The 10759-nt window shown below is 65.5% G+C and carries 13 protein-coding genes; 10 read left to right on the plus strand and 3 right to left on the minus strand.

Annotation, left to right across the window (positions count from 1 at the left end; all coding sequences use genetic code 11):
• Position 1: 1 nt before the first annotated feature.
• The gene (locus tag ACK5L9_RS17185; RefSeq protein ID WP_416912675.1) at positions 2-415 is read right to left on the minus strand and encodes an HPr kinase/phosphorylase; all 414 of its coding nucleotides are present in this window, start codon (positions 413-415) and stop codon (positions 2-4) included.
• A 209-nt stretch (positions 416-624) separates the two neighbouring features.
• Here ACK5L9_RS17185 and ACK5L9_RS17190 point away from each other — a divergent pair, with 209 nt between their 5' ends.
• On the plus strand, positions 625-2220 hold the full coding sequence (locus ACK5L9_RS17190; RefSeq protein WP_416912676.1) for a phosphoenolpyruvate carboxykinase: 1596 nt from the start codon (positions 625-627) through the stop codon (positions 2218-2220).
• 400 nt (positions 2221-2620) lie between these two features.
• Here the strand turns inward: ACK5L9_RS17190 and ndk are convergent, their stop codons facing one another.
• Positions 2621-3043, minus strand: coding sequence for a nucleoside-diphosphate kinase (ndk, locus tag ACK5L9_RS17195; RefSeq protein WP_416912677.1), 423 nt, complete (start codon positions 3041-3043; stop codon positions 2621-2623).
• A gap of 231 nt (positions 3044-3274) precedes the next feature.
• On the opposite strand from ndk, the gene ACK5L9_RS17200 reads away from it, so the two are divergent.
• The 9 genes from ACK5L9_RS17200 (at position 3275) to ureG (ending at position 10392) form a co-directional block, all read left to right on the plus strand.
• Positions 3275-4042: a GNAT family N-acetyltransferase gene (locus ACK5L9_RS17200; protein ID WP_416912678.1), complete on the plus strand. Its 768-nt coding sequence runs from the start codon at positions 3275-3277 to the stop codon at positions 4040-4042.
• An 897-nt stretch (positions 4043-4939) separates the two neighbouring features.
• A complete protein-coding gene (locus ACK5L9_RS17205) occupies positions 4940-5755 on the plus strand; it encodes an urease accessory protein UreD (RefSeq protein WP_416912679.1) in 816 nt (271 codons plus the stop codon).
• Position 5756: 1 nt separating this feature from the next.
• Positions 5757-6068 carry an urease subunit gamma gene (locus ACK5L9_RS17210; protein ID WP_416912680.1) on the plus strand — a complete coding sequence of 104 codons (312 nt, stop codon included), beginning with the start codon at positions 5757-5759 and terminating at the stop codon, positions 6066-6068.
• Positions 6069-6629 carry a HupE/UreJ family protein gene (locus ACK5L9_RS17215; RefSeq protein ID WP_416912681.1) on the plus strand — a complete coding sequence of 187 codons (561 nt, stop codon included), beginning with the start codon at positions 6069-6071 and terminating at the stop codon, positions 6627-6629. It begins immediately after the preceding gene.
• A gap of 3 nt (positions 6630-6632) precedes the next feature.
• Positions 6633-6938: an urease subunit beta gene (locus tag ACK5L9_RS17220; protein ID WP_416912682.1), complete on the plus strand. Its 306-nt coding sequence runs from the start codon at positions 6633-6635 to the stop codon at positions 6936-6938.
• Positions 6939-8627 carry an urease subunit alpha gene (gene ureC / locus ACK5L9_RS17225; protein ID WP_416912683.1) on the plus strand — a complete coding sequence of 563 codons (1689 nt, stop codon included), beginning with the start codon at positions 6939-6941 and terminating at the stop codon, positions 8625-8627.
• A gap of 10 nt (positions 8628-8637) precedes the next feature.
• Positions 8638-9108: an urease accessory protein UreE gene (locus ACK5L9_RS17230; RefSeq protein WP_416912684.1), complete on the plus strand. Its 471-nt coding sequence runs from the start codon at positions 8638-8640 to the stop codon at positions 9106-9108.
• A complete protein-coding gene (locus ACK5L9_RS17235) occupies positions 9041-9736 on the plus strand; it encodes an urease accessory protein UreF (RefSeq protein ID WP_416912685.1) in 696 nt (231 codons plus the stop codon). Before ACK5L9_RS17230 ends, ACK5L9_RS17235 begins: the two co-directional genes overlap by 68 nt.
• Positions 9733-10392: an urease accessory protein UreG gene (gene ureG / locus ACK5L9_RS17240; protein ID WP_416912686.1), complete on the plus strand. Its 660-nt coding sequence runs from the start codon at positions 9733-9735 to the stop codon at positions 10390-10392. The genes ACK5L9_RS17235 and ureG overlap by 4 nt, the downstream gene beginning before the upstream one ends.
• On the opposite strand, the gene ACK5L9_RS17245 is transcribed toward ureG, so the two are convergent.
• The coding region (locus ACK5L9_RS17245) for a hypothetical protein (RefSeq protein WP_416912687.1) at positions 10359-10759 on the minus strand (401 nt) is incomplete at its 5' end. The genes ureG and ACK5L9_RS17245 overlap by 34 nt on opposite strands.

The raw sequence follows: 10759 nt of genomic DNA on the forward strand, positions 1-10759 counted from the left end.
TTCAGTCATTGCGACCTGCCAGCAGATACTGCCGCAATGCAGCATACAGTTGCGGGCGGTACGGTCCCAGCACAAGTGGCACCCAGACGCCGATAAGATTGTGATGGTGACGAAACGGCAACCGTAGTTCCTCGCGCTGCCCCAGATCGACCACCAGCCTGATCGCCGCCGGAGGACCGTTCTCGACCCGCAGAATCCCGACCCCCCGCGCCTCGATCCGCCCGGCAAGCCCTTGCGGGGCCGATGCCATCACCACCTCGCCCTGTTTTTCCAGATCGGTGCGGTCGTCGCTGACCAGCGAGCCACCGGCCGCCATCAACTCCAGCGCAAGGCTGGACTTGCCCGACCCGGACGGGCCAAGAATCAGCAGCCCACGCCCGTTGACTGACACTGCCGTGCCATGCACCTGCTTCATACCGAATCACCTTTCCTGTATATCCTGCCTCAAATTGGTTAGTTTTTCGGTTCACAGCCCCTTCAACAACTCCGGTTAGCGATAACTTTATTCGTTTGCGCTAACTGTTCGCGCTCACTTCTTTTTTCGCCCGAAGGCCGTGCTATAGGGCCGTCACCCGGCGTCACCAAACCGTCGCATGCAGCCAGCAAGTCAGGAGCACAAAGAAGATGACCACCCGCGTAAACCCGAATTGCCGACTGGAGGATCAGGGAATCAAGGGGCTTGGCCGAACCTACTATAACCTGCTTGAGCCTGCGCTGATGTCCGAGGCCGTGGCGCGGGGCGAAGGCACGATCGGTCTGGGCGGCACATTCCTTGTCTCGACCGGGGCGCATACCGGCCGCTCGCCCAAGGACAAGTTTGTCGTCCGCACCCCTCTGGTCGAGGATTCGATCTGGTGGGAAAACAACAAGCCGATGGATCCCGATGCCTTTGACCGGCTGCATGCGGACATGCTGGCCCATATGCAGGGCAAGGATTACTTCGTGCAGGATCTGTTCGGAGGCGCGGATGCCGAAAACCGGCTGGACGTGCGCGTCATCACCGAGCTGGCATGGCACGGCCTGTTCATCCGCCACCTGCTGCGCCGCCCCAGGGCCGAGGAACTGGCCAGTTTCGTGCCGGAATACACCATTATCAACTGCCCCGGCTTCAAGGCCGATCCCGAACGCCATGGCTGCCGCAGCGAAACCGTGATCGCGCTGAATTTCGACAAGAAGCTGATCCTGATCGGCAATACCGCCTATGCCGGCGAGAACAAGAAATCGGTCTTCACCCTGCTGAACTATATCCTGCCGGGCAAGGGCATCATGGCCATGCATTGCAGCGCCAATCACGCCATCGGCAACCCTGCCGACAGCGCCATCTTCTTCGGCCTGTCCGGCACCGGAAAGACCACCCTGTCGGCCGACCCCTCGCGGATTCTGATCGGCGATGACGAACATGGCTGGTCCGACAAGGGCATCTTCAATTTCGAAGGCGGTTGCTACGCCAAGACCATCAACCTGTCGCCCACCGCCGAACCCGAGATCTATGCAACCTGTTCGCGCTTTGGCACGGTGATCGAGAACATGGTCAACGATCCCGACACGCTTGAGCTGGATTTCCAGGACAATTCGATCACCGACAACATGCGCTGCGCCTATCCGCTTGAGGCGATCTCGAACGCTTCGGCGAACAGCCTTGGCGGCAGCCCGCGCAACGTGATCATGCTGACCTGTGATGCCTATGGCGTGTTGCCGCCCATCGCGCGGCTGACCCCGGCGCAGGCCATGTATCACTTCCTGTCGGGCTTTACCTCCAAGACGCCGGGCACCGAGGTCGGCGTGACCGAGCCGATCCCGACTTTCTCGACCTGCTTCGGCGCACCCTTCATGCCGCGCCGCCCCGAGGTCTATGGCAAGCTGTTGCAGGAAAAAATCGCGCAAACCGGCGCGTCCTGCTGGCTGGTCAATACCGGCTGGACCGGCGGTGCCTTCGGCAACGGTTCGCGCATGCCCATCCGTGCCACCCGCGCGCTGCTGCATGCGGCGCTGGATGGCAGTCTGAATGACGTGCAGTTCCGCAAGGATCCGAATTTCGGCTTTGACGTCCCGGTCTCGGTCAAGGGCGTTGACGACACGCTGCTGGATCCGCGGCAGACCTGGGCCGATCCTGCTGCCTATGAAGCACAGGCCGCCAGGCTGGTTCAGATGTTCAGCGACAATTTCGCGCAATATCTGGATGCCATCGACGACGAGGTTCGCGCCGCCGCCATCGGCTGAGGCACATTCGCCAGGGCCTTGGCAGGCAAGCATTGTACAGGGCGCGGGCCAGTGCCGCGCCTTGCCGGGAAGCCGTAGCGTGACGTCACCGCCGCAGTTTTGCGTCCCGCGATAGCCGGGGGAGCTATGCGCCCCCCGGACCCCCTGCAAAAGCCTGCGGCAAGCCGAGACCTGCGGGCAAGCTGCGACGATGACCGGACGGCGCACCCCTGTCCCCGCCACCGGCCACCCGCAGGCCCCGCCGCGCGCGAAGCGCGCGCCCGGCCGGGCGGCAGCGACGGGTCGGGCTTCGCCCGACCCGCCCCCTTTCCCCTTTTCCCCACGGTTGGCCGGAAATGACCGCAATGAAAAAGGGGCCCCAAAGCCCCCTTTCCCGATATTGACAAGGATCGGACCCTGATTAGCCGACCAGTTCCAGACCCGAAAAGAAGAACGCGATTTCCTGCGCGGCGGTTTCCGGCGCGTCCGAGCCATGGACCGAGTTTTCACCGACCGACAGGGCGAATTCCTTGCGGATCGTGCCCGGAGCGGCATCGGCCGGGTTGGTCGCACCCATGACGTCGCGGTTCTTCGCGATGGCCCCCTCGCCTTCCAGCACCTGCACGACCACCGGCTCGGATGCCATGAATTCCACCAGCTCGCCATAAAAGGGGCGTTCCTTATGGACCTCGTAGAACTTGCCGGCCTGGGCGGGCGACAGGTGGATGCGCTTTTGCGCGACGATGCGCAGGCCGGCATCCTCGAATTTGGCGTTGACCTTGCCGGTCAGGTTGCGCTTTGTCGCGTCGGGCTTGATGATAGAGAGGGTGCGTTCGATCGCCATTGGTTCATCCTGTCTCATGCGGCGGGACCGTCCCGCCTGTCTGGAATTTTCCGCGTCCGGTTATCAGGCTTGGCGCGGCCCGGCAAGCCGCGCGCTCACCTGTACCTGCGGGACAGGCAATAACCGTATGCGCCAATTGGGGGCACATAATTCTGCTTTCCAGAATAACGAAACTGAAACACTATGCTGCTATGGACCCGGATAACCGGGACAAGGAATGGGACCGCCCGAATGCTGTCACAGGGCAGTTATCGCTATCGTCTGCGCTTTGCCGAAACCCCGCGCGATCTGCGCGAGGCCCAGGCATTGCGTTGGCTGTGCTTTGTCGCGCGCGACAGGCAGGACCGGGCGCAGCCCGGAGCCGGAAAGGCGCTGGATCGCGACGACCATGACAATCTGTGCCGCCATATCCTGATCGAAGATTCGCGCAGTGGCACGCTGGTCTGCTGTTTCCGCTTCCTGCATTTCGCCAGAGGCGCGGAAATCGCCAACAGCTATTCAGCACAATATTACAACCTGTCGCGGCTTGAGGATTTCACCGGCCCAATGGTCGAGATGGGCAGGTTCTGCATTCATCCCGGCTGGCGCGACCCCGAAATCCTGCGGATGGCCTGGGCGGCGATGGCCGAATATGTGGACAGCACCGGGGTCGAGATGCTGTTTGGCTGTTCCAGTTTCTTCGGCACCGAGCCCGAGGATCATGCTGACGCCTTCGCCATGCTGAAAGAACGCTATCTCGCCCCGCGCCGCTGGCTGCCGCGCGTCAAGGCACCCAAGGTATTCCGCTTTGCCCGCGCGTTACGGTTGCGCCAGCCTGACCCCCGGCGGGCCATGGCCGGAATGCCGCCGCTGCTGCGGTCCTATCTCGCGATGGGAGGATGGGTCAGCGATCACGCGGTTGTCGATCCGGCGCTGAAGACCATGCATGTCTTTACCGGTCTCGAAATCCGCGCCATCCCCGACGCGCGAAAACGCGCCCTTCGCGCACTGGCGGGCTGAGTTCGGCAAAGCGATAAAGCGCGCGGCAAAGGGGCGGCCGGTTCAGGACTTTCCGTTTGGGAACCGTGCGGCGCAAGGCCGGTCCGGCATTGTTGACAGACCCTGCGCTGCCCACACGCCTGCGCCTGCGTCAGAATCGGGATCGGACCTGCCCGGTCGTCCGCGCCGTGGCAAACGTCAGAACGGGCAGTTGTTGCTTGGGCGGAAAGGGGGGGCGGGTCGGGCAGAGCCCGACCCGTCGCTGCCGCCCGGCCGGGGGCGCGCTTCGCGCGCGGTCGGGCTGCGGATGGCGAAGGCTGGCGATTCCTGGCTTGGGCAAGCCCTCCGCGCAGGCTCAGGGCCAAAACCCGCCGCACAGGTACCGGGTCGGCCCTTGGGTTCGGTCGTCGCGCAGCTTGCGTCATGGCCCGGATGCTGGCCCATGCCTGCGCCGTTGCTGACCCAGATCATGGGCGTGGCGTCACCGCGTCGCTCTGCCAGTGCGGCGCGGGAAGGGGGGCCGCAGGCTTTTGCAGGGGGTCCGGGGGGTGCAACTCCCCCGGCCATCGCGGGACGCAAATCATCCGGGCGCACCGTCAACCCGAACGCCCGAAAGCGGTGTACAGCCCTAGCCTCCTGCCCCCGGTGCAGCCCTCCGGGCATTTGCACATATGTCACGCACCGATGGCACAACCGTTGCGCGGGCCAATGCAGTGCCCGCTGATAGGGGAACCTGAGGCGCGGCTTGCTTCTGTCGAGGAAGCGTTGCTCATGTCCTGCAACGGCGGTCCGAACACTGCCCGCGCCCTGCACAATCTGCACATCAGGCAGGCAACTGCAACCCTTCTGCCTGACTGGCGGGCACCGGACAAGGGCCCGGCGATTGACCTTGGCCGTCCCCCTGCGCCCCCTGAGCGCATGTTTGATACCTCCATCCATATGGCGCGGATGCAGCGCAGCGCGGGTACGGCGCGGGTCCGGATCGGCCCGCGCGGTCTGGTCGATCTGGGGCAATCGGGTTCAGCCAGGGCGATGCTGCCGCGCGTGACGGCGGGGCTGCCAGAGATCGTGTTCCTGAACATCTCGGGCGGGCTGGCGTCAGGCGACCGGCTGGATTTCGCGGTCGAGACCCTGCCCGGCACCCGCGCCCTTGCCACCACCCAGACGGCCGAGCGCGCCTATCGCGCCGAAGGCCCGCATGCGCATGCGCGTGTCCGGCTGAGCGTTGGCGAGGGCGGCTGGCTGGACTGGCTTCCGCAGGAAACCATCCTGTTCAACGGCGCGCGGCTGCGGCGCGACACCCAGGTGGATCTGGCCCCCGGAGCGGGTTGCCTGCTGCTTGAGATGCTGGTGCTGGGGCGGCTGGCCATGGGCGAAACCCTTTGCCGCCTGTCTCTGACCGACCGGCGCATCGTGCGGCGTGCAAGCCGGATGGTCCATCACGATGCCTTCGCGCTGGACGACAGCGCGCTGGCCCGGCTTGACGGCGCGGCCATGCTGGACGGTGCCCGGGCGGTGGCGACGCTGGTGATGATTGCGCCCCATGCGCCCGACCTGCTGGCCACGGCCCGCGCCGCATTGGGTGAACCCGGTGTGACCGCCGCCGCCAGCGCGCCTCCGGGGCGGCTGATCCTGCGGCTGCTGGCAGCCGATGGCTGGCCCCTGCGCCGACAGATCAACCGGCTTTTGCGCGTTCTGCGCCCTGATCCCCTTCCCCGTATCTGGCAGGTCTGACATGAACCTTTCCCCCCGCGAACGCGAGAAACTGCTGATCTCGGTCGCCGCGATGGTCGCGCGCGCGCGGCTGGCCCGCGGTGTCCGGCTGAACCATCCCGAAGCCATTGCCCTGATCACGGATTTCGTGGTCGAGGGTGCCCGCGACGGGCGTTCCGTCGCCGATCTGATGCAGGCAGGCGCACATGTCATCACCGCCGGACAGTGCATGTCGGGCGTGCCCGAGATGATCGATTCGGTGCAGGTCGAGGCCACCTTTCCCGACGGCACCAAGCTTGTCACCGTCCACCATCCCATTCGCCAGGAGGCCTGAATGAAAAAGCTGTCCATCTTCGTTGCCACGACGCTTCTGCCGCAAATCGCTCTGGCGCATACAGGCCATGATCAGGGCCGGTTCACCGACGGGCTGGCCCATCCGGTCGGCGGTGCCGATCACATTCTGGCCATGGTCGTGCTGGGGCTGCTGGCGGCGCAGATTGGCGGGCGGGCGCTTTGGGCGCTGCCCGTGACCTTCGTTGGCGCGATGATCACGGGCGGGCTGACCGGTTATCCCGGTCTGCCCCTGCCGGGGGTCGAGCCGATGATACTTGCCTCGGTCGTCATTCTCGGGGCGCTGGTCGCGATGGCCGCGCGCCTGCCTTTGCCGATGCTGCTGACCGGTACGGTTCTGTTCGGCCTTGCGCATGGCTGGGCACATCGCGCCGAGGGTCCGGCGACCGGCATGATCGCTTATGCGGCGGGCTTTGCGCTGATGACCATGGCGCTGCATCTGGCCGGAGTCGCTGCGGGACGGCTTTTGCAAAATGGCCTGTTGCCGCGCACCCTTGGCGGCGGGGCGGCAATGGCCGGTCTGGCGCTTGCGGTCGGAGGCTAGGCGATGATCCCCGGAGAGATCATGCCCGCAGCGGGCGACATCATCCTGAACCAGGGGCGCGCACCGGTCGCGTTGATGGTCGCGAATACCGGCGACCGGCCCGTTCAGGTCGGCAGCCATTACCATTTCGCGGAAACCAATCCGGCGCTGCGCTTTGACCGCGCTGCCGCACGCGGCATGCGCCTGTCGATCCCGGCGGGAACGGCCGTGCGGTTCGAACCCGGCCAGTCACGCGAGGTGCGGCTGATCCCCTTCGCGGGCAACCGCGTCGTGAAAGGGTTCCGCAAAGACATCATGGGGGTGCTGTAGATGGCCGCGTCTCTGTCCCGCGCCGACTACGCGGCGCTTTACGGTCCGACCACGGGCGACCGGATCCGGCTGGCCGATACCGAATTGCTGATCGAGGTCGAACGCGACCTGAGCATCCCTGGCGAAGAGGTGAAGTTCGGCGGCGGCAAGGTTGTGCGCGACGGCATGGGCCAGTCGCAGGTCACACGCGCGGGCGGGGCGATGGACACTGTCATTACCGGCGTTGTGGTCTTTGACCACCGGGGTATCGTCAAGGCCGATGTGGGGCTGCGGGACGGTCGCATCGCCGGGATCGGCAAGGCCGGCAATCCCGACACGCAGCCGGGCGTCACCCTGATCATCGGACCGGGAACCGAGATCATCGCGGGCGAGGGGCGCATCCTGACTCCGGGCGGGTTCGACTGCCATATCCACTATATCTGCCCGCAGCAGGTCGATCACGCGCTGCATTCGGGCGTCACCACACTGCTGGGCGGCGGCACCGGGCCCGCGCATGGCACATTGGCCACCACCTGCACGCCGGGGCCGTGGCATATCGCCCGGATGCTGGAGGCCTGCGCGGAACTGCCGGTGAATATCGGCATCGCGGGCAAGGGCAATGCCAGCCTGCCCGCCCCCCTTGAGGAACAGATCCGCGCGGGCGCCTGCGCGCTGAAACTGCACGAGGATTGGGGCACCACCCCCGCCGCCATCGACAATTGCCTGACGGTCGCCGACCGGATGGATGTGCAGGTGATGATCCATACCGACACGCTGAACGAATCGGGCTTTGTCGAGGATACGATGGAAGCCATCGCAGGCCGCTCCATCCACGCCTATCACACCGAGGGCGCGGGCGGCGGACATGCGCCCGATATCATCCGCATGGTGGGGATGGCCAATGTCCTGCCCTCGTCCACCAACCCGACGCGGCCCTATACGGCCAATACCGTCGAAGAGCATCTGGACATGCTGATGGTCTGTCATCACCTGGACCGCCGCGTGCCCGAAGACGTGGCCTTCGCCGAATCCCGTATCCGCCGCGAGACCATCGCCGCCGAGGATATTCTGCACGACCTGGGCGCGTTCAGCGTGATTTCGTCCGACAGTCAGGCCATGGGCCGGATCGGCGAGGTGATCATCCGCACCTGGCAGACCGCCGACAAGATGCGCCGTCAACGCGGCCGCCTGCCCGGCGAGACGGGTGACAACGACAATCAGCGCGCCCGCCGCTATATCGCGAAATACACGATCAACCCGGCGGTGGCGCATGGCGTGGCAACGCATATCGGATCCGTCGAAACGGGCAAGCGCGCCGATCTGGTCCTGTGGTCGCCCGCCTTCTTTGGCGTCAAGCCCGAGATGGTGCTGGTCGGCGGTCAGATCAGCGTGGCGCAGATGGGCGATCCGAACGGCTCGATCCCCGTGCAGCCGGTGTTCAGCCGCCCGATGTGGGGGCATACGGGCCGCGCCTCGGCTCTGTTTCTCAGCCGCGACGGGCTGGATGCCGGCGCGGGTGACGGACTGGGCAAGGCGCTGATCGCGGTCGGGGACACGCGCGGCATCGGCAAGGCCGACATGGCGCTGAACGACGCCATGCCCGTGATCGAGGTCGATCCCGAAACCTATGAGGTCCGCGCCGATGGCGAACTGCTGACCTGCGAGCCTGCGGCGGAATTGCCGATGGCGCAACGTTACTTCCTGTTCTGAGAGGTTCCCGATGATCCCCCAAAGCAATCATGTCATCCGCCACGCCCACGGCCCTTTCGACGGGGTGGTGGTTCTGGACTATGACGCCCGGCTGCTGCGCCGAAAAAGGCTGAGCTGCGATCTGGGCGATTTCATGGTCGATCTGACCGAGGTGACAAGTCTTGACGATGGCGACGCATTCGCGCTGTCGGACGGCCGCCGCGTCGTCATCCGCGCGGCGACCGAGCCGGTGCTGATCGTCCGCGGCAACCTGCCCCGGCTGGCATGGCATATCGGCAACCGGCACACCCCCTGCCAGATCGCCCATGACCGGCTGATCATCCGCGCCGATCACGTGCTTGAGGCGATGCTGCGCGGTCTGGGCGCGGATGTGGCAGAGGCCGCTCTGCCATTCCGCCCCGAAGGCGGAGCCTATGGCCATGGCCGCACCTTCGGCCACGATCACGGCCATGCGCATCGCCACGACCATGAACACGCCTGAGGCCGCCCGCCTGCGCCTTGCGCAATATCTGTCGCCCGCTTTTCCGGTAGGCGGCTTTGCCTGGTCGCAGGGGCTGGAATATGCGATGGACCGGGGGGCCGTGACGCGGACCAGCCTGCCGCAATGGCTGGCCGACTGGCTGGACCATGGCTCTGGCTGGACGGATGCGGTGCTGTTGTCGCTGTCCCTGCGCAAGGGCGCGGATCACGCGGCGCTGGACGATCTGGCACGCGCGGCCTGCGCGTCGTCGCAGCGGCTGGCCGAGTCAGTTGAACAGGGCGCGGCGTTTTCGGCGAATCTGGCTGCACTGGGCGGGCCCGCACATGTCGCCGCCGCCCTGCCGGTGGGCATTGGTCGCGCATGCGTGGCGATGCCTCTGCCAGCCCCCGAAATCGTCGCGGCCTTCCTGCAGGCACAGGCCGCCGCGCTGATTTCCGCCGCCGTCCGGTTCCTGCCTCTTGGTCCGGTTCAGGGGCAGGCCATGCTGGCCGCGCTGCAACCAGCGATCCTGCGCGCCGCCGCCCGCGCGGCAGATGCGACCCAAGCCGATCTTCGCAGCGCGACATGGGGTGCCGACATCGCCGCCATGGCCCACGAAACCATGCAGACAAGGATATTCCGATCATGAGCCTGAACGGCCCCCTTCGCGTCGGCATCGGCGGTCCCGTCGGCGCGGGCAAGACCACCCTGACCGAACAGCTTGCCCGTATGCTTGCCCCGCGCCTGTCGATGGCGGTTGTCACCAATGACATCTACACCCGCGAGGATGCCGAGGCCCTGATGCGGGCGCAGGTGCTGCCCGCAGACCGGATCCGGGGCGTCGAGACCGGCGGCTGCCCGCATACCGCCATCCGCGAGGATGCCAGCATCAATCTGGCCGCCATCGCCGATCTGAACCGCGCCTTTCCCGATCTGGATCTGGTGCTGATCGAATCGGGGGGGGACAATCTGGCAGCGACCTTTTCGCCGGAACTGGCTGATCTGACGATCTATGTCATCGACACCGCCGCCGGGCAGGACATTCCGCGCAAGCGCGGCCCCGGCCTTGCCCGATCCGATCTGCTGGTGGTGAACAAGACCGATCTTGCGCCACATGTGGGCGTTGATGCCGCATTGCTGGAAGCGGATGCGCGGGCGGCCCGTGGTGCGCGTCCGGTCGTGATGGCAGCGCTGCGGCACGGCGCGGGCATCGCCGGGATTGTCGATTTTCTGGTCGAACAGGGCGGGCTTGGCCTGTGCGAGGCCGCAAATCATTCGTCTGACGGCAGAATGGTTCCGGTCTGATACAGACGCTTTTCGATCATTTCCACCACGTCGTATTCATCCACCGGACCATCGCGGTCCAGCGCCAGTCTGGACACCATGCTGCGCCAGTCCGTGTGCGGCGTGATCCGGGGAGAGCGCGAGGCGTCGCCGGCATGACGCAAGGCGACCGCGTATCCGTCACCGGTTTCGATTTCGACCACCCCGCCAACGGAAACCCAGATATCCGCGCCAACGAATATGGGTGTTCTGAACGCGCCGCCGACGATGAAGGCCGAATCCTCTCGTGCCGCAAAAACCCAATCTTCAACGATACAATCACCGGTTACGATGACGATGCTGGCCCAGTCATTGACCAGAGACCGGCAGTGCAAATCACCAAAGACGA

This window comes from Paracoccus sp. (in: a-proteobacteria), from assembly GCF_047973135.1.
Lineage (GTDB): Bacteria > Pseudomonadota > Alphaproteobacteria > Rhodobacterales > Rhodobacteraceae > Paracoccus.

Bases quoted from the DNA above. Each gene is read 5' to 3' on its own strand.
- ACK5L9_RS17190 (WP_416912676.1), top strand. From the start codon at position 625: ATGACCACCCGCGTAAACCCGAATTGCCGACTGGAGGATCAGGGAATC.
- ACK5L9_RS17235 (WP_416912685.1), top strand. From the start codon at position 9,041: ATGGCCATGGCCGCACCTTCGGCCACGATCACGGCCATGCGCATCGCC.
- ACK5L9_RS17200 (WP_416912678.1), top strand. From the start codon at position 3,275: ATGCTGTCACAGGGCAGTTATCGCTATCGTCTGCGCTTTGCCGAAACC.
- ACK5L9_RS17185 (WP_416912675.1), bottom strand. From the start codon at position 415: ATGAAGCAGGTGCATGGCACGGCAGTGTCAGTCAACGGGCGTGGGCTG.
- ndk (WP_416912677.1), bottom strand. From the start codon at position 3,043: ATGGCGATCGAACGCACCCTCTCTATCATCAAGCCCGACGCGACAAAG.
- ureC (WP_416912683.1), top strand. From the start codon at position 6,939: ATGGCCGCGTCTCTGTCCCGCGCCGACTACGCGGCGCTTTACGGTCCG.
- ureG (WP_416912686.1), top strand. From the start codon at position 9,733: ATGAGCCTGAACGGCCCCCTTCGCGTCGGCATCGGCGGTCCCGTCGGC.
- ACK5L9_RS17205 (WP_416912679.1), top strand. From the start codon at position 4,940: ATGTTTGATACCTCCATCCATATGGCGCGGATGCAGCGCAGCGCGGGT.
- ACK5L9_RS17220 (WP_416912682.1), top strand. From the start codon at position 6,633: ATGATCCCCGGAGAGATCATGCCCGCAGCGGGCGACATCATCCTGAAC.
- ACK5L9_RS17230 (WP_416912684.1), top strand. From the start codon at position 8,638: ATGATCCCCCAAAGCAATCATGTCATCCGCCACGCCCACGGCCCTTTC.
- ACK5L9_RS17210 (WP_416912680.1), top strand. From the start codon at position 5,757: ATGAACCTTTCCCCCCGCGAACGCGAGAAACTGCTGATCTCGGTCGCC.
- ACK5L9_RS17215 (WP_416912681.1), top strand. From the start codon at position 6,069: ATGAAAAAGCTGTCCATCTTCGTTGCCACGACGCTTCTGCCGCAAATC.